The following is an 18,525-nucleotide window of genomic DNA, read 5'->3' on the forward strand; positions in this document are numbered from 1 at the left end:
AAAAAAGTTTAAGTAGAAGAAAAAAATAAAGCATAGATTTATAAATATGATATAATATAAAAGAAATAAAAGGAAAAATACACAATGAAAAATTCGGAGGTATAGTTATGAATAAAGGTTTAAGATTAGATTTATCTAAAGTAGAACCATATGCGAAATTACAAGAATTAGACCATATGGAAGCAATGGTAAAAGCAGCACATGATACTCTTCACAACAAAACAGGTGCAGGAAATGACTTTTTGGGATGGCTTGATTTACCTGTCAATTATGACAAAGAAGAATTTTCAAGAATAAAAAATGCAGCAGAAAAAATTAAGAAAAACTCACAAGCTTTGATAGTTATAGGAATTGGTGGTTCATACCTAGGACCTAGAGCAGCTATAGAAATGTTAAATAGCAATTTTCATAATGTGTTAGGAAATGATAAAAGAAATGACCCAAAGGTATTCTTTGTTGGAAATAATATAAGTTCAACATATTTAGCAGATCTTTTAGATGCAATAGAAGGCATTGATATAAGTGTAAATGTTATTTCGAAATCAGGTACAACAACAGAACCTGCAATAGCATTTAGAGTGTTTAAAGATTATATGGAAAAGAAATATGGAGTGGATGGAGCTAAGGAAAGAATTTATGCAACTACTGACAAAAGTAAAGGGGCATTAAAATCATTAGCTAATGAAATGGGGTATGAAACATTTGTAATTCCAGATGATGTTGGTGGAAGATTTTCAGTTTTAACTGCAGTTGGTTTACTACCAATAGCAGTTGCAGGAATTAATATAGATGAAATGATGCAAGGAGCTGCAGATGCAAGAGAGGCATATGCTACAGCAGATTTAAAAAATAATGATTGTTATAAATATGCTGCAATGAGAAATGCATTATACAACAAAGGTAAAGATATAGAAATCTTAGTTAACTATGAGCCAGGTTTACACTACTTTAATGAATGGTGGAAACAATTATTTGGAGAATCAGAAGGAAAAGATCAAAAAGGAATATTCCCAGCAGCTGTTGACTTTTCAACTGACCTACACTCAATGGGACAATTTATCCAAGAGGGTAATAGAATAATGTTCGAGACTGTTCTTAATGTAGAAAAGGCAAAGAGAGAGCTTACTATAGAAAAAGCTGAAGGAGATTTAGATGGATTAAATTTCTTAGCTGGAAAAACTATAGATTTTGTTAATAAACAAGCATTTAATGGAACTTTATTAGCACATAATGATGGCGGAGTTCCAAACATGGTAGTAAATATCCCAGAACTTAGCCCATATTACTTTGGATACATGGTTTACTTCTTTGAAAAAGCTTGTGGAATAAGTGGATACTTACTAGGAGTAAATCCATTTGATCAACCAGGAGTTGAAGCATATAAGAAAAATATGTTTGCTTTACTAGGAAAACCTGGATATGAAGAATTAAAAGCTGAATTGGAAGCAAAATTAAAATAATGAGAATTATAGTAGATGGAGATGCCTGTCCGGGTATCTCCATAATTCAAGATGTAGCAAGAAAATATGAATTAGAATTAATAGTTTTTTGTGATATACATCATTTTATAACTTTAGATTACGGAGAAGTTAAAGTTGTAGATAGTGGATTTCAAAGTGTGGATATGTATGTAGTTAATTATTGTAAGTCAAATGATGTAGTAATTAGTCAAGATTACGGTGTTGCAGCAATTTGCTTAGGAAAAAAAGCTCATATATTAAACCCAAAGGGATATTTATATACAGAAGAGAATATAGATAGAATGCTAGAAGAAAGGCATATTTCTCAGAAAATTAGAAGAGCAGGTGGAAGAACCTCAAATCCAAAGAAAAGAACAATAGAAGATGATATAAGGCTAAAGAAAAACTTAATAAGAATAATAGAATGTAATTTAAAAGGATAAACTGTAGAAATATAAAGGACGGTTTATCCTTATTTTTTTTTATTGATGACAAATTTCGTTTTATATTTTGTTATGTAAACTGTATAATAATATTAGGGAAAATTGAGAAAAATAGGGTGGGTAGATATGAGTGAATTATTAATAACTTTTGATAAAGAAAGTCCATCATTAGTAGATGAAAAAATAAATATAAAAGTGCTGCCAGAAGAAAGCGAAGTAGAGTGCAAGTTTTTAGAAGGTGCTCCAGGAGAAAGAAATTTAACTTGGAAGCCAATTCAAGATTTTTCAGATAAAAAGGAATGTCAATGGAGACCAAGAAAATCAGGAGATTATATGATAATGGTCCAATATAAAGATAAAAATTCGAAAAAGATTAAAAATACAAAGATAAGTTATCAAATAAAGGGGATAGAAGAAAAAGATGTTTTAGAAAACAACAATAAAAATAATAAGTTGATAAAAGATATAATAATAGATAAGACATCTTTAGTTATAGGAGATAAAATAAACTTAGAAGTTCTTGCATCAGAAGATGAAGAAATATTATTATATAGATTTTGGGTTAAAGGAAAGCAAGGATGGGAACCTCTTAAAGACTACAGTATAGAAAATAAGTTAACTTATACAACAACAAAGGCAGAAGATGGTGAAATATTAATTGAATGCAAAAGACCATCATCAAAGGAAAATGTAGATGATTTTACAACTGTGATATTTAAAGTAAAAGAGCAGCCAATTATAGAAATAAATGCTTTTGAATGCTTAAGTGAAAATTTATTAATAAATGAAGAATTGATATTTAAGGTAGGCGTAAACTGTGATAATAGTAGAACAATTTTATATAAGTTTTTAAGAATGGATAGTAATGGAAGAATAAATTGTGTACAGGATTATTCCACTAAAAATATAATATCAATTTCAGAAAAGCAAAAGGGAGATTATAAGTTATTATGTTATGTGAGAGATATTTTTTCTAATAAGCAATATGATGATAGAGCTTGCATGATATATTCTGTAAAAGCCTATGATGAAATAAAAATAAGAAAATTTTCTTCTGATTCAAATTCACCTCAAGTTGAAGGAAGCAATATACTATTTAAATCTTCGGTAATAGGGGGAAAGGAAATACTGTATAGATATATAGTTGAAGGACCAGTTGCTGAAGATACAGGATATATAAGATCAAGAAACTTTAATTGGGAGACTAAAATTGAAGGAGATTATAAAATAATATTAAAAGTTAAAGATATTTCCTTCGATGGTGATTATGAAGATATAAGAGAGTTGAATTTTAAAATAGATAAGAAGGGTGAAAAACCTGTAAAAATAACAGATATAACAGCAAGCAAAACAAGAGGATGCATAAAAAATGAACCTATAAATATTAAGGTTAAAGCAGAGGGTGGAACAGAACTTAAATATTCTTTTGTTGTTTATAAGAATGGCAAAGAAAAAGAAAGAAGTAATTATGGAATAACAAATTGGGTTAACTTTACTCCAGAGGAAAGTGGAGAATATGAAGTTGAAATTAGAGTAATAGATAAATATTCATCTAAAGAATATGATTGTCATGATTTTATATTCTTTAAAGTGAGAGATTATGAAGAAGCTGAAATAGATTATGTATTACTTTCACCAAAAGAAATATATTTAGTTGGAGATATTATTGAACTTGAAACAATAGTACAAAATACTAAGAATATTTTATTAAGGTATGTAACGAAAATAAATGGACATGAAGTTGAAGACACAGGATTTATTGAAAGTAAAAGATTGAGATTAAAGCCAAAATGTTCAGGGAAATATACCTTTGAAATTTATGCGAAAAATATATTATGTAATGAAGAGTATGATATAAAAAAAGAATTATCACTTTATGTTCATGAAGCTATTCCAGTTAGTAACACAAAAATAATAATAAGAAATAATAATATTATTGCTAATAATGAAGTAACATTTGATGTAAGTAGCGAAGGCGGAAAAGAAGTATGTTATGAATTTTATATTATGGAAAAGGGAAATTGGGTAAGAGTACAAAGTTATAGTAGAAAAAATTATTATACTTTTTTACCATTTTCAATAGGAAATTATAGAATTTTAGTACTTAGCAAGAGTTACTATAAAAAGATTAATTATGAAGATTATACATTATTAGAATTTGAAGTTAAGGCTTAAGAATAGTATAATTAATACGATATTTATAGCAAAAGTAAAATTCGGGGGGAACAAATGTGAATATTTCTAAAGTAGAAGAGTTTATGGGAAGCGTTGTTAGTAAAGAAGCTTTAAAAAAAGCAATAGGCGATGGACCAGAATTTGATATTGTCTATGAAGCATTATTAAACAGTAATGAAGAAAATATTTTTAATAGCAATAATGAAGAAAGTTCAGAAAGTTATATTCCCGCAGCTGTAGGACAAAAACTTGAAAATATTCCTCTTAGAATAAGAACTGAACCTATAAAAACAGGGGAATTATATTTAAATAGAACAAATAGTGATACAAGTTTAAACATAAGTTTTGATAACTTATACACAGATTTAAGTCAAGATACTACAGTTGATGTGGAAAAAATATATTCTACTGTTGATAAATACTCACAAAAATATGGAGTAGATAAAAATTTAGTACTAGCTATAATAAAGCAAGAATCAAATTTTAATCCTAATGCTGTTTCATCAGCAGGTGCAAAGGGTCTTATGCAATTAATGGACTTTAATTCAGAAGCATATGGATTAACCAATCCATATGACATCGATCAAAATATAGAAGCTGGAGTTAAACATATTAAATCATATTTAGATATGTATAATGGAAATTTAGAAATGGCACTAATGGCTTATAACGGTGGGCCTGGAACAATGGAGAGAAGAGGGGTTAAATCTGCTAGTGATTTATATAAAATGCCACAAGAAACTCAAAATTATGTTCCCAAAATACTAAGCAACTATAGAAACTATAGTAATAATGCGTAAGAGAAATGAAAGAGTGAAAAAGGTAAAGAGTAAAAAGTTAGGGAAATAATTCGTCTATGCAGAATTATAAAAAATAAAATAATGAGTTATGAATAATTAGTAATGGATATAATTTTTGAGGATTATGTCCATTATTTTTTTGATTTAGCCAATTTATTTAGAGCATAAAAGGATTTTATTATTAACTTTTTCACCTTTAATTTCAAGGATTATGTAAAAAAATTAACTTTAATTGTTAATTGTTAATTGTTAATTGTCAATTGTCAATTGTCAATTGTTAATTCTCTCCTTGTGTCTTTTGATTTTAAGTAATAAAATAAGTGATAAAGGCTCAATATAATAATTAAGAAAGAAGGTGCTTTAATGGAAAGACTAGATAAGGTTTTATCTAATTTAGGATATGGAACTAGAAAAGAAATTAAGCAGGTTGCAAAGAAGGGACTTATTAAGGTAAATGGTGAAATTGTAAAGGATAATGGTATGCAGGTTGATCCTGAAGTAGACAGGATTTCTATAAATGGAGAAGAAATATTTTATAGAAAGTACATATACTTAATGATGAATAAGCCTGATGGGGTTATTTCTGCAACTTTTGATAATAGGGATGAAACTGTTATTGATTTATTAGAAATAGAGCATCAAGTGTTTAATCCGTTTCCTATAGGAAGGTTGGATAAGGATACAGTTGGGTTATTATTACTTACAAATGATGGTGAGTTAAACCACAGGCTTATATCCCCAAAGTGGAAGGTGGATAAAATTTATTATGCAAAAATAGATAAATTGGTGACAGATAGTGATATAAAGAAATTTGAAAGTGGAATAACGTTAGATGATGGATATATTTGCAAAGAGGCTAAGCTTGAAATTATTAAAGCTTCTGAAGAGGGGTCAGAGGTTATGCTTACTATTCAAGAAGGCAAGTTCCACCAAGTAAAGAGGATGTTCGAAGCAGTTGATAAAAAAGTAACTTATTTAAAAAGAGTAGAGTTTGGAACATTAAAATTAGATGAGGATTTAGAAGAGGGCGAATATAGAGAATTAACAGATGAGGAAGTAGCTACTTTAAAAGGATTTTAACGAACGTTTAAATATAGTGAATGTTTAACATTCACAAAGAACAAACTTTACAATAATATTATCAAAATATCTTGCATTTTATAATGAGATGCACTATAATGTTTTTGCAAGGATAAATAAAAGGAATAAATAGCCCCCTTTTTATTTATTGCTTATTGCTAAAGCGCAACCTGGCCCCAAGGGTTGCGTTTTTTGTTGTTCATTTTTATATATAAACGTTTACCTTATATAAAATTATAACATTTAAGGAAGGTAAACATTTTCAGAGAGGTCTGTTGAATTACTTGACTATATATTAAAATAAAACTAAACATTATTTTAATATGTAATTTTATGAATATTAAATTCTTAAAAATTGCATTTTTAAGAATTGTGTATGATTTATTTGAAATAAAAAAATCATTAATATTAAATAATGAAAGTATTATTGCAAAAAGATAAATTAATTATGTTGATTGACTGAAATAAGGTAAGAGTATAAAATTACAATAAGGAAAATATATACAAATAGTTGTAATCTAATTAATGCTTTTAGGCAACAATATAAAAGATATGTATGTTATAATATGTTAGTAATAGGAAAGGAGTCTGTACAAATGGATTTAAAGTCATTACTTAACAAAGAACAATATGAAGGGGCTACTACTATAGAAGGTCAAGTATTAATATTAGCAGGAGCTGGTTCAGGTAAGACCAGAGTTTTGACACATAGAATGGCTCATATGATAGATGATTTAGGAATTTTACCATATAAAATATTGGCTATTACCTTTACTAATAAAGCTGCAAAAGAAATGAAGGATAGAGTTAAAGCTTTAATAGGTGAAAGAGCTGAGGATATGTGGATATCTACTTTTCACTCAACTTGTGTAAGAATCCTTAGAAGAGAAATAGAAAAGTTAGGATATAAAAGAAGTTTTACAATATATGATACTTCAGATCAAAAGACACTTATAAAAGAGTGTATGAAAGCTTTAAATATAAATGATAAAGATATAACAGAACAAGAGATAATGAGTAAAATTAGTAAGGCTAAGGATAATATGCAAAGCCCTGCAAGTTTCATGAGAGAGCATGAAAGTAATTTTAGAGAAAAGAAAATAGCCGATGTATATCAAATGTATCAAAAGAGGCTTAAGGAAAATAATGCTTTAGACTTTGATGATTTAATTGCCAAAACTGTAGAATTATTTAAAACCGATAAAGAAACATTGGAGTTTTATCAAAGAAAATTTCAATATATTATGGTGGATGAATATCAGGATACTAATAAGGTCCAATATGAATTAGTTAGACTTTTAGCGGAAAAATACAAAAATGTATGTGTGGTGGGTGATGATGACCAATGCCTAGTTGAAGGAACATTAATTCAAGGTGAAGATAAAATTTATAAAATAGAGGAATTAAAGGCTTCAGATAAAATTAGAGTGGCAGCAGGAAATGGAGAAAGTACTTTATTAAAAATAAAAGATATATCTAAAAGAGAATATAATGGAACAGTGGTAAGGATAACTACAAATACTGGAAAGATAATAAAGGGAACACCAAATCACATAAGTTTTGCAAGAGTTACTGTGAGAGAAGATAAATACTATGTTTATTTGATGTATAAAAAAGGTTTTGGATATAGAATAGGTCAAACTTCAGCAGTACGAAGCAGAAAAGGTATTGATGTAAGTGGATTGGCTGTAAGACTAAATGGAGAGCAAGCAGATAAAATGTGGATAATAAAGGTTTGTAATTCAAGAGGTGAAGCCACTTATTATGAAGAATACTATTCTGTAAAATATGGCATTCCAAAGGTTGTGTTTAATTCAAGAGGAAGACATATTTCGTTAACTCAAGAACAAATAAATAAATTGTTTAAAGAAATAAACACATATGATAGTGCACAAAAGCTAATGGATGAAGAATATCTTTATTTAGATTATCCTCATCATATAAGTTCAGCTGTAATAAGGGGAGAAAGTGTAAGAAAGATAGTAAATGTAAGCTTCTTTGGTGGACGTAAATGTGAAGAAAGAGGTTTATATTCACATAGAATAGGTTTAAACTCATCAGGGGAAGAAAGTAAAAATAAGCTTATTGAAGCTGGATTTAATGTTAGAAATGGGCAAAGAAATACCTTTAGAGTAGAAACGGAACGTGCCTTGTATGATGATGCTGAAGAATTTTCAAGCAAGCTTGCATCTGTAGAAGATGCTTATGAGGTTTTTAGAAAAGCAAAATTAACATCAGATAATACCTTTAAATTCATGCCTTTGGGAAGCATGAAGGAAGGAATGGCAATTGCAGTTTTAGAGGGAAAAAAGGTAATTGAAGATATTATAACTTCAGTAGAAATCGAAGATTATGAAGGTTATGTATATGATTTAAATATAGATAATGCAAGAAATTATATAGCTAATGATGTAGTTGTTCATAATTGTATATATCAATGGAGAGGTGCAGATATAAGAAATATATTAGACTTTGAAAAAGATTATCCAGAGGCAAAAGTTATAAAGCTTGAGCAAAATTATCGTTCAAAAGGAAATATATTAGATGCTGCCAATGTTGTAATTGTAAATAATGCAAATAGAAAAAGTAAAGTTTTAAGAACAGAACAAGAATCAGGAAATAAAATAAAAGTTTATAGAGCTTATTCAGATAGTGATGAAGGTGATTTTGTTGCAACTCAAATAAATAAAATAAAGCAAGAAGAAGAGAAAAAGTATAAAGATTTTGCAATTCTTTATAGAACAAATGCTCAATCACGTATATTTGAAGAAAGTCTAAGAAGAAAGGCTATACCTTATAGGATTTTAGGCGGAACAAGGTTTTATGATAGAAAAGAAATTAAGGATATGATTTCATATCTGAAGGTACTTGTTAATCCTACAGACAGTGTAAGCTTAAGAAGAATTATAAATGTACCTAAGAGAGGTATTGGAGATGCAACGGTAAATAAAGTTATTGACTTTGCAGATGATTATGAATTACCTTTATGGGATGCCTTAAGTACAGTAAGAAATATTCCAACTCTTACAGCAAGAAATTGTGGTGGAATAGAAATTTTTATGGAAATGATGGATAAGTTCATGGAATTAAGTGAAATACTACCTGTATCTAACTTAATTGAAACTATATTAAAGGAAACTGGATATATATCAGAATTAGAAAAATCAAAAGAAATAGAAGATAAAAGCAGAATAGAAAACTTAAAGGAGTTAGTTTCTGATGCAGTTGATTTTGAAAGAAGCAGTGAAGATAAAACCCTTTTAGCATATTTAGAAAAAGTTTCCTTAGTTCAAGATACAGATAAACTAAAAGAAGAAGATGATGCTATAGTTTTAATGACTGTGCATAGTGCTAAGGGATTAGAATTTCCAGTTGTATTTATGGTTGGAATGGAAAATGGAATATTCCCAGGAACAGCATCCTTTGATAGTGAATCTGAAATGGAGGAATCAAGAAGACTTTGTTATGTTGGTATAACAAGAGCAAAAGAGCAATTATTCATGACATCAGCAGAAGTTAGAAGACAATTTGGTAGAACTGTTGCATATGCTCAATCAGATTTTATAGCAGAAATAAAATCTGATTTAAAGGAATATGTGTCAGGAAATAATTCAGCACAAAGTGCTAGGACTTCAATGTTTCCAAGAGATAATAGAAACAATAATCCACATAGTTTAAGAAACAATTCAATAAATATGCCTAAACCTAAGGAACAAAATATACAATCATCTCTTTCAAAGGATGATGTTACTATAGGAAGAAAAGTAAAGCATAGTAAATTTGGTGTTGGAACAATAGTATCAATAGCAAATTCAGGGGATGATAAAAAACTTACAATAGCTTTTGATAATCAAGGAGTAAAAATATTAATGCTTTCATTAGCAAACCTAGAACTTATGTAAAAAGGGAACAGTATAATTAGTTTACAGTGCACAACGCACAGTTCACAGTTTATTTTGCATTGTGAGTGATTAAATAAGAGGCATTAGGTAACAGGTAACAAGTGTCAGGTAAAAGGAATTAGTTTACAATGCACGGTTCACAGTTGATTTTGGGTTGTGAGCGATTAAAGAATATGTAATAGGTAACAAGGAACAGCGCACAATTCATAGCCAGTTTAAGCTTTAGAAAGAATAATTACCATAAGGAATGAAAGAAGTTTTAGTAAACAGATTCAGGAAGACTTTAAACTGAAATAAGCTATTAACTTAGAAACAAAAAACTGTGAATTGTGAACTGATAACTCTCAACTGAATAAAACTGTGCGCTGTGAACTGATAACTGTGCACTGGAAAAGAGGTGTGTTTTATTTGGATAAAAAGCAAAGAATAGAAGAATTAGTAGAAGAATTAAATAGATATGCTTATGAATATTATTCATTAGATAATCCATCTGTTACAGATAAGGAGTATGATGAAAAGTATTATGAACTAAAATCTTTAGAAGACGAAACAGGATACGTATTATCATATTCTCCTACCCTAAGGGTTGGAGATAGAATATTAGAAGGATTTACTAAATATACTCATAAGGCTAGACTATGGAGCTTAGACAAAGCTCAAAGTGTAGGAGAACTACAGGATTGGCATAATAGAAATTTAAAATTTATAAAAGAGATGAATTCAAGGGGAGAAAATTTACCAGCTCCTAGATATGTATTAACAAAGAAATTTGATGGATTAACTATAAATTTAACTTATGATGAAAATGGAATACTATCATCTGCAGCTACAAGAGGAAATGGAGAAGTGGGTGAAGAGGTTTCTGCACAAGTAAAAACAATAAAATCAATACCATTAAAAATAAATTGTAAAGATGTATTTGAGGTTCACGGTGAAGCTATAATGACTACAGAAGCTTTTGAAAGTTATAATAAGGATGCTGTTATCCCTCTTAAAAATCTAAGAAATGGTGCAGCGGGAGCTTTAAGAAATCTTAATTTAAAAGAAACGGCTAAAAGAAATTTATCAGCATTTTTCTATGATGTAGGATATAAAGAAGGCGGAGATTTTAAAACATATGAAGAAATGTTGGACTTCATAAAGGAAAAAGGTCTTCCAATAGATAATTATGTTAAGTTTTGTACTACTCTTGAAGAAATAGAAAGAGAAATAGACTATATAAGAGAAATAAGGTTTGAATTAAATTATGATATTGATGGAGTAGTTATTGCTATTGATGATATAAGAACAAGAGAGCTAATGGGATATACAGTGAAATTTCCAAAGTGGGCAATAGCATATAAATTTGAAGCACAAGAAGCTACAACAAAGCTTTTAGATGTAGAATGGAATGTTGGTAGAAGTGGAAGAGTAGGCCCTACTGCCATACTAGAACCTATAGAGCTAGCTGGAGTAACTGTAAAAAGAGCAACTTTAAATAATATAGATGATATAAGAAGAAAAGGTGTGAAAATAGGCTCAGAAGTTTTTGTAAGAAGATCTAATGATGTTATTCCTGAAATAATGGGAGTAGTTACAGAATCATTAGAAGAGACACAAGAAATAAATGTTCCAAATGCTTGCCCAGCATGTGGAGCACATCTTGTTCAAAATGGAGTTCATTATTTCTGTGAAAATACTCTTTCATGCAAACCTCAAATGGTAAAAACTATTGTTCACTTTGCATCAAGAGATGCTATGAATATTGAAGGCTTTTCAGAAAAAACAGCAGAACAGTTATTTGAAAAGCTAGATATAAAATCTATAGCAGACTTATATAAGCTTAAAAAAGATGAATTATTACAGTTAGAGAAGTTTGGACCAAAGAAAGCACAAAACTTATTAGATGCAGTTGAAAGAAGTAAAGATTGTGAATTATATAGATTTATATATTCTTTAGGGATTCCTAATGTTGGAGTTAAGACTGCTAAAGATTTAGTTAATAAGTTTAAGTCATTAGATGGATTAAAAAGAGCAACTTTTGATGAGTTAGTTTCAGTACAGGATGTTGGTGGAATTGTAGCTAAATGCGTTTTAGAGTTCTTTAAAGAAGAAAAGACATTAAATACAATAAGTGAGCTTTTAGAACTTGGTGTTAATCCTAGGTTTGAAGAAAAAGAAATAATAGCAAGTCCTTTTGAAGGAAAAACTGTAGTTGTAACAGGTACTTTAAAAAATTATTCAAGAACAGATATTAAGTCAAAGCTTGAATTACTTGGAGCTAAGGTTTCAGGAAGTGTAAGTAAAAAAACTGATTTTGTAATAGCTGGAGATGAAGCTGGTTCAAAATTGGATAAAGCTATCGAACTTGGAGTAAATGTATTAAATGAAGAGGAGTTTGAAGCTATAATAAAGGAGTAAGTAGAAATGGGTAAATTTAGAGCTAAGGATTTTTTTACATTAATATGTACTTTAGCTGCAATAGCAACTAGTGTAATTATAGTTCTTACCTTTTTAACCACATATCATTTCATAAATATCATGCCTATATTTAATTCTTATCTATTATTACAAATAGGAATATGCTTAACTATGGCATTATGGGCAATAAGATTTTTTATATACAGATCAGGTAGAGAAAAATATATATATTCATCAATATGTATAATTATATCTGTTATAAGTTTATTTTTTATAATAAACTTAGTAAAATAAATTAGCTAATAAATAAAATAGAAGTAGGCTTAAAATCTACTTCTATTTTATTATTTTAGTTGTGATTTTAAAGAGGAACATATTTCTCAAATTTTTGAATTACATCTTCATAAATATTATCTAATACCTTAAAATCTATAGAGTTTATATAATAAGATTCTAAATCATCATGAAGTCTATGAGCTTCAGAAATTAAAAAAATAGCTTTATTAATTAAGTCATAAAAAACTTTTTTATTGTAATTTATATCTTCCTTATTTCTTGAAAGTATAGAGGTATTACAGAAATCTTCAATATTATATAATTTTCCATTAAAGGAAGTTTGACTAATTTCATTTTCTGTTAAGACACAGGTAGAAATTTCAGGAATTAAAATATGCTCTATTCTTTCAGGAATGAACGGATCATGCATATATTCCACGAAGTAGCCTTTCTTTTGAGCAAGTTTACCTATTTCTAATAAAATAGTTGTTTTACTAAATCCAGGACCGCCTTTTAATACAAATTTATGCTTAAATTCATTAGTAAGGTCATTAGCAAAAGTGATTATTCCATTTGGAGTAAATGCCGTTGCAAATAAATGTCTTTCATCACCAAATCCAGGTTTTTGCTTATTAAAGATTTCTTCTTTTAGGCTTTCAGATATAGTTATTATTTTACTATATTCCAAAGCACTAGAATTTAATCTACTCCAGTCATCATGGATAGACTTTGCAGAAGATAGAAATGTATAAGCTCTTTGAAAATTATTGCTAATATCCTTACAAATATTTATAATGTTCCCCTTATTTGAAGAAAGAGCATCAGTGTCAAGTGCAATCCCCATATTAAGGATTTCATCTACTGCGCCTGGATGAATTGGATCAACCATATGAGGTGATGTACCATCTAAAATGGCTAATCCTAGTTCCTTTATAACAATTCCATCTAAAGAATTATTATCAGAAGAACAATGATGATATTCTATAGAATATCCTTTATTCTTAAAGTGGGCAGCAACTTTTTTCATTAAAGAGGACTTGCCTGTTCCAGGGCCACCTTTCATGCAGATAATTCTATTCGCATCTTTTTGTGTTAATATATACTTATAAAATGAGAAAAATCCCTTATAAGTATTTCCTCCTGGAAAAAGATGCCTTTCTTTTGGATAAGTCAAGTATATCACTCCTAATAATTGTTTTATTCATTTAATTTTCAATAATAATATATGTGTATATTTAGAAAGTGAAACAATATTAGTAAATTTAATATTATGTATAATATTAACTAACAACTTTTAAATATACAGAAAGTTTCAATTAATAAAAAGACAAAAAAATGCATATACTTTTAATATTACAAATTAAAAATATGGTTTTTTATAATATTTTCATTAAAATATTATAAAAAATAAAAATATATAAAAAAAATCAAAAAAAGTATTGAATAAAAATAAAAAATAGGTGTATAATTATGCTATCGCAATTTTGAGAGATTGTATATTTAATCATAATAAGTAATTAATTATAAAGAGGGGGAATTTGAAATGAAAAAAGGAATGATAAAGAAAATTTTAGCTGTAACTATAGTTGGGGTTATGGGATTAGGTTTAGTAAGCTGTGGTGGAAAGAAAGATGCTAAAGATAAACTTTCAGAAATAAAAGAAAAAGGCAAATTAGTAGTTGGTTTAAGTGCAGACTATGCTCCATACGAGTTTCATATATTAGATGAGAATGGACAAGATAAAATAGTTGGATTTGATGTTGATATAGCAAATGAAATAGCAAAGGATCTTGGAGTAGAATTAGAATTACAAGATATGAATTTTGAAAATTTAGTAGCTGGAGTTTCTTCAGGTAAAATAGATTTAGCTATATCAGGAATGACTCCAGATGAGGAAAGAAAAAAATCAATAGATTTCTCAGATATATATTACACTGCTGAACATGGTATGTTAGTAAGAGTAGCTGATAAAGATAAATATAAAACATTTGAAGATTTAAAGGGACAAAAGGTTGGAGCACAAATGGGTGCTATTCAAGCAGAAATAGCAGAAGAGAAAGTGCCAGAAGCAAATCTTCAATTACTTTCAAATGTTAATGATTTAGTTCTTGCTTTAAAGGGTGGAAAAATTGAAGCTTTAGTAGTAGAATTACCAGTTGCTCAAATGATAGTTAAAAATAATCCAGAACTTACAATCGGAGAAGAAAAAGTAAAAGATACTGAAGGTGGTTCTGCAGTAGGAATTCAAAAGAATCAAGAAGCTTTATTAGAGAAGGTAAATGCTACAATCAATAGAATTAAAGAAGAAAAGTTATTAGATAAATTTATTATAGAAGCAAATGAATTGGCAGAAAAGCAAAAATAATTATTAAGGAGGGTATAAGCCTTGTCATTAGATTTTAGTGTATTAGCTGGAAATATGGATTATTTCTATAAGGGTGTTCAGTGGACAATATTAATATCACTTTTAAGTGTTCTATTTGGAGTTATATTTGGTGCATTATTAACTCTTATGAAAAGATCAAAATTTAAAATTGGAAAAGTAAAACCTCTAAGTATGTTGGCAACAGCATATATAGAAATAATTAGAGGAACGCCAATGTTATTACAAATTATGTTAGTTTATTATGGATTTGATCAGTTATTAAATATAAATATGGATCCTCTACCAGCTGGTATTATAGCAGTTTCTTTAAATTCAGCAGCCTATGTTTCTGAGATTATAAGAGCAGGTATAGATGCTGTAGATAAGGGACAATTAGAAGCTGCAAGAAGTCTAGGAATGAGCCAATTTATGGCTATGAGGCTTATAATAATGCCACAAGCAACTAAGAACATTTTACCTGCTATAGGTAATGAATTTGTTACAGTAATAAAGGAATCTTCAATGGCATCTGTAATAGGGGTTGGAGAAATTATGTATAGTGCAAAAGTCATTACAGGAAAAACTTTTAGAGCATTTGAACCTTTAATTGTTGCAGCTATATTCTATTTTGTTATTACATTTACGCTTGGAAGAATTATGAATTATATAGAAAGGAGAATGAAGGCTAGTGATTCACGTTAATAACTTGCATAAGTATTTTGGAGAAAACGAAGTTTTAAAAGGCATTAATGAAAACATAAAAAAAGGTGAAGTTGTGGTTGTAATTGGTCCTTCAGGCTCTGGGAAAAGCACTTTTCTAAGATGTTTAAATTTATTAGAAGCACCAACAGATGGTGAGATAATATTTGAAGGTCAAAATATAACAGATAAAAATATAGATATAAATAAAATAAGAGAAAAAATGGGAATGGTATTTCAACAATTTAATTTATTCCCACATAAGACAGTTTTAGAAAATATAACTATATCGCCTATAAATGTAAAAAATAAATCAAAAGCAGAAGCTGAAAAAATAGCAAAAGATTTACTAGCAAAAGTTGGATTGCTAGAAAAATCTGATGCTTATCCATCATCTTTATCAGGTGGACAAAAGCAAAGAATTGCAATAGCAAGAGCTTTGGCTATGGAACCAGATGTTATGCTATTTGATGAACCAACATCTGCTTTAGATCCAGAAATGGTTGGGGAAGTTTTAAATGTTATGAAAAGCCTAGCTAAAGAAGGAATGACTATGGTTGTTGTAACTCATGAAATGGGATTTGCAAAGGAAGTTGGAGATAGAATAATATTTATGGATGGCGGTAATATAGTAGAACAAGGAGTACCAGAAGAAATATTTACAAATCCTAAGAATCCAAGAACTATAGATTTCTTATCAAAAGTACTTTAGAGATTTAAAAATCAGTTTTGTATTTATACGAAGCTGATTTTTTTCTTTAATAAATTATAAAAAGTTTATCATGAGAATAAGTATTTATAATTTCTTCCTTTAGTGGCGAAGGTTCATATATAGGTTCATGTTGACTTAGAGTGAAAGGTTGGAATAATGAAACTTATATGACCTTTTCTAATTTTTTGTTATAAAATTAGATTATAATAATATATATAATAATGAAATAGTGAAAGATAAAAGTATAAGAAAGTTAAGATATGAAAAGATATGGAGTATTTATATTTGCCAGATAAAAAAATGATAATGACTAATTACTAATTATTATTAATATATAGTGTTTTATTTCTAAATTATTAATTTTATATTGAGAAAAATATGAAATATTAACTGGAAAGGATATGAATTGAAAAAAATGTAAATTAATATAAATATATTGTAATTTAAACTTATTTTGTATTATAATAATTGTATAGATTATTAATTTTATATATAGTAAAATATAGATATTAATTATAGAATTAGAATATAAAGATAAAATTATTATATAAGTGCAAGAGAATGTAGAGTTAAGCACAAGAGTCTAGGATGTAATATCCTCTTTTTGCTAAGCTCTTTTTTAGTTTTAAAAAATATAAAGCTAAGTATCAAATGAATTTATAATAAGATAAACTTTTAGTATTTACTATTTTATCTAATATGTATTTAGACTAATATTGAAGTCATTAAGGTATACTTAAGTATTTTAATAGCACTTTTGTAAATGATTACAAAGAAGGAGTTAAAGGGAGATGAATAATTTTAAAAGTCTTTTAGAGGACAACCCTATAGTAGCAGCTGTAAAGGATGAAAAGGAACTAGATCTAGCATTACAAAGTGATATTCAAGTTATTTTTATTTTGTTTGGTGATATATTAAATATTAAGACCATAAGTGAAAAGATATATAAAAGTAATAAAACTGGAATATTACATGTTGATTTAGTTGAAGGAATTTCTAGCAAGGAAGTAGCGTTAAGATTTATTAAGGAAAACACAAGATTTGAGGGCATAATAAGTACCAAATCTCAAGTTATAAGGGCAGGTAAAAAACTTGGATTTATAGCGATACAGAGAGTATTTATGATAGATAGTTTGTCAAAGGAAAATATGAAGAATCATTTGGTAGAAGAATGTGATGCAGTAGAAATTTTACCAGGATTGCTATTTAAGATAATTAAAGAACTTTCATTAACTCTTAATAAGCCTTTAATAGCAGGAGGATTAATCTCTGATAAGGAAGATGTAATGGAGACACTAAAAAGTGGAGCAACATGTATATCTACAACTAAAAAGGAAATTTGGTATATGTAGAAATGGAGATCTGGAGAGAAATCTACATAGGAGTGTTTTTTATGCATTTCTATGTAGTTTTTTTATAAAAAATTATAAAAGGGGAGAGCAAAATGCAAGCTTATTTTTCAGAATTCTTAGGTACTCTTATTTTAATTCTACTTGGTAACGGAGTTGTTGCAAATGTGGTATTAAGAAAAACAAAGGGAAATTCTTCAGGTTGGATCGTAATTACAGCAGGATGGGGGTTCGCTGTAGCAATAGCAGCCTATATTACAGGATGGATGGGTGGAGCTCATTTAAATCCAGCAGTAACTATTGGACTTGCAGCATCAGGATTATTTCCATGGGATAAAGTTTTAATGTATATTGTTGCTCAAATGCTTGGAGCTATGGTAGGAATGCTTCTAGTATATGCTAACTACAAATTACATTATGATGAAACAACAGTTGGAGAAGACGTAAGAGGAACCTTCTGTACAGCCCCAGCTATAAGAAGTAACTTATACAATTTTATCTGTGAATTTACTGGGACTTTTATATTATTAATAGGCATAAGAGGAATAACTTATAGTGAAGTATTTAAAACTACTTTCCAAAGCTCTGGTGGAGAAATCGTTGGTACAGTAGGAATTATGGCATCATTTTTAGTAGGTATATTAGTATGGGCAATTGGTTTATCATTAGGAGGAACAACTGGTTATGCAATAAATCCAGCTAGAGATTTAGGACCTAGAATAGTACATGCTTTCTTACCAATGAAAAACAAAATAGATTCAGATTGGGGATATGCATGGATACCAGTAATAGCACCAATACTTGGGGGAGTTGTTGGTAGCTTAGTTTTTGATTTTGTATTAAAATTATAATAAATAGGATTGT

Annotated in this window: 14 protein-coding genes; 13 read left to right on the forward strand and 1 reads right to left on the reverse strand. The window is 28.7% G+C overall.

The window, feature by feature from the left end:
• The first annotated feature begins 107 nt into the window (after window positions 1–107).
• The 8 genes from AAT22_RS02625 to AAT22_RS02660 all read left to right on the forward strand — a co-directional run bounded on the left by AAT22_RS02625 (window position 108) and on the right by AAT22_RS02660 (window position 12,554).
• A complete protein-coding gene (locus AAT22_RS02625; RefSeq protein ID WP_016205693.1) occupies window positions 108–1,460 on the forward strand; it encodes a glucose-6-phosphate isomerase in 1,353 nt (450 codons plus the stop codon).
• Entirely contained in the window at window positions 1,460–1,903 is a 444-nt protein-coding gene (locus AAT22_RS02630; RefSeq protein WP_047000159.1) for a YaiI/YqxD family protein, read from the forward strand. The genes AAT22_RS02625 and AAT22_RS02630 overlap by 1 nt, the downstream gene beginning before the upstream one ends.
• A gap of 126 nt (window positions 1,904–2,029) precedes the next feature.
• Entirely contained in the window at window positions 2,030–4,078 is a 2,049-nt protein-coding gene (locus AAT22_RS02635) for a triple tyrosine motif-containing protein (RefSeq protein ID WP_047000160.1), read from the forward strand.
• A gap of 56 nt (window positions 4,079–4,134) precedes the next feature.
• The gene (locus tag AAT22_RS02640; protein WP_016205690.1) at window positions 4,135–4,878 is read left to right on the forward strand and encodes a lytic transglycosylase domain-containing protein; all 744 of its coding nucleotides are present in this window, start codon (window positions 4,135–4,137) and stop codon (window positions 4,876–4,878) included.
• Between the two features lie 363 nt (window positions 4,879–5,241).
• Window positions 5,242–5,958, forward strand: a complete 717-nt coding sequence (locus AAT22_RS02645; protein ID WP_047000161.1) for a pseudouridine synthase — start codon at window positions 5,242–5,244, stop codon at window positions 5,956–5,958.
• A 596-nt stretch (window positions 5,959–6,554) separates the two neighbouring features.
• On the forward strand, window positions 6,555–9,860 hold the full coding sequence (locus AAT22_RS02650; RefSeq protein WP_047000162.1) for a UvrD-helicase domain-containing protein: 3,306 nt from the start codon (window positions 6,555–6,557) through the stop codon (window positions 9,858–9,860).
• A 408-nt stretch (window positions 9,861–10,268) separates the two neighbouring features.
• The gene (gene ligA, locus AAT22_RS02655) at window positions 10,269–12,260 is read left to right on the forward strand and encodes an NAD-dependent DNA ligase LigA (RefSeq protein WP_047000163.1); all 1,992 of its coding nucleotides are present in this window, start codon (window positions 10,269–10,271) and stop codon (window positions 12,258–12,260) included.
• 6 nt (window positions 12,261–12,266) lie between these two features.
• Window positions 12,267–12,554, forward strand: a complete 288-nt coding sequence (locus AAT22_RS02660; protein ID WP_047000164.1) for a hypothetical protein — start codon at window positions 12,267–12,269, stop codon at window positions 12,552–12,554.
• Window positions 12,555–12,621: 67 nt separating this feature from the next.
• On the opposite strand, the gene AAT22_RS02665 is transcribed toward AAT22_RS02660, so the two are convergent.
• Window positions 12,622–13,710, reverse strand: coding sequence for a PRK06851 family protein (locus AAT22_RS02665; protein WP_047000165.1), 1,089 nt, complete (start codon window positions 13,708–13,710; stop codon window positions 12,622–12,624).
• A gap of 369 nt (window positions 13,711–14,079) precedes the next feature.
• Here AAT22_RS02665 and AAT22_RS02670 point away from each other — a divergent pair, with 369 nt between their 5' ends.
• The 5 genes from AAT22_RS02670 (at window position 14,080) to AAT22_RS02690 (ending at window position 18,512) form a co-directional block, all read left to right on the forward strand.
• Window positions 14,080–14,901, forward strand: coding sequence for a transporter substrate-binding domain-containing protein (locus AAT22_RS02670; protein WP_016205684.1), 822 nt, complete (start codon window positions 14,080–14,082; stop codon window positions 14,899–14,901).
• A gap of 54 nt (window positions 14,902–14,955) precedes the next feature.
• Window positions 14,956–15,603 carry an amino acid ABC transporter permease gene (locus tag AAT22_RS02675; RefSeq protein ID WP_040436367.1) on the forward strand — a complete coding sequence of 216 codons (648 nt, stop codon included), beginning with the start codon at window positions 14,956–14,958 and terminating at the stop codon, window positions 15,601–15,603.
• Window positions 15,590–16,312 (forward strand): amino acid ABC transporter ATP-binding protein, encoded by a 723-nt coding sequence (locus tag AAT22_RS02680; RefSeq protein WP_016205682.1) that lies wholly within the window; start codon window positions 15,590–15,592, stop codon window positions 16,310–16,312. The genes AAT22_RS02675 and AAT22_RS02680 overlap by 14 nt, the downstream gene beginning before the upstream one ends.
• A gap of 791 nt (window positions 16,313–17,103) precedes the next feature.
• Complete coding sequence (locus tag AAT22_RS02685) at window positions 17,104–17,664, forward strand: glycerol-3-phosphate responsive antiterminator (RefSeq protein ID WP_016205681.1); 561 nt, start codon at window positions 17,104–17,106, stop codon at window positions 17,662–17,664.
• 92 nt (window positions 17,665–17,756) lie between these two features.
• Entirely contained in the window at window positions 17,757–18,512 is a 756-nt protein-coding gene (locus AAT22_RS02690) for an MIP/aquaporin family protein (protein WP_040436363.1), read from the forward strand.
• The last annotated feature ends 13 nt before the right edge of the window (window positions 18,513–18,525 follow it).

Source organism: Clostridium sp. C8, from assembly GCF_001010885.1.
Classification (GTDB): domain Bacteria; phylum Bacillota; class Clostridia; order Clostridiales; family Clostridiaceae; genus Clostridium; species Clostridium sartagoforme.

Coding starts and splice junctions, on each gene's coding strand:
- AAT22_RS02625 (WP_016205693.1), top strand. CDS start 108: ATGAATAAAGGTTTAAGATTAGATTTATCTAAAGTAGAACCATATGCG.
- AAT22_RS02670 (WP_016205684.1), top strand. CDS start 14,080: ATGAAAAAAGGAATGATAAAGAAAATTTTAGCTGTAACTATAGTTGGG.
- AAT22_RS02630 (WP_047000159.1), top strand. CDS start 1,460: ATGAGAATTATAGTAGATGGAGATGCCTGTCCGGGTATCTCCATAATT.
- AAT22_RS02690 (WP_040436363.1), top strand. CDS start 17,757: ATGCAAGCTTATTTTTCAGAATTCTTAGGTACTCTTATTTTAATTCTA.
- AAT22_RS02650 (WP_047000162.1), top strand. CDS start 6,555: ATGGATTTAAAGTCATTACTTAACAAAGAACAATATGAAGGGGCTACT.
- AAT22_RS02635 (WP_047000160.1), top strand. CDS start 2,030: ATGAGTGAATTATTAATAACTTTTGATAAAGAAAGTCCATCATTAGTA.
- AAT22_RS02685 (WP_016205681.1), top strand. CDS start 17,104: ATGAATAATTTTAAAAGTCTTTTAGAGGACAACCCTATAGTAGCAGCT.
- AAT22_RS02645 (WP_047000161.1), top strand. CDS start 5,242: ATGGAAAGACTAGATAAGGTTTTATCTAATTTAGGATATGGAACTAGA.
- AAT22_RS02675 (WP_040436367.1), top strand. CDS start 14,956: ATGGATTATTTCTATAAGGGTGTTCAGTGGACAATATTAATATCACTT.
- AAT22_RS02660 (WP_047000164.1), top strand. CDS start 12,267: ATGGGTAAATTTAGAGCTAAGGATTTTTTTACATTAATATGTACTTTA.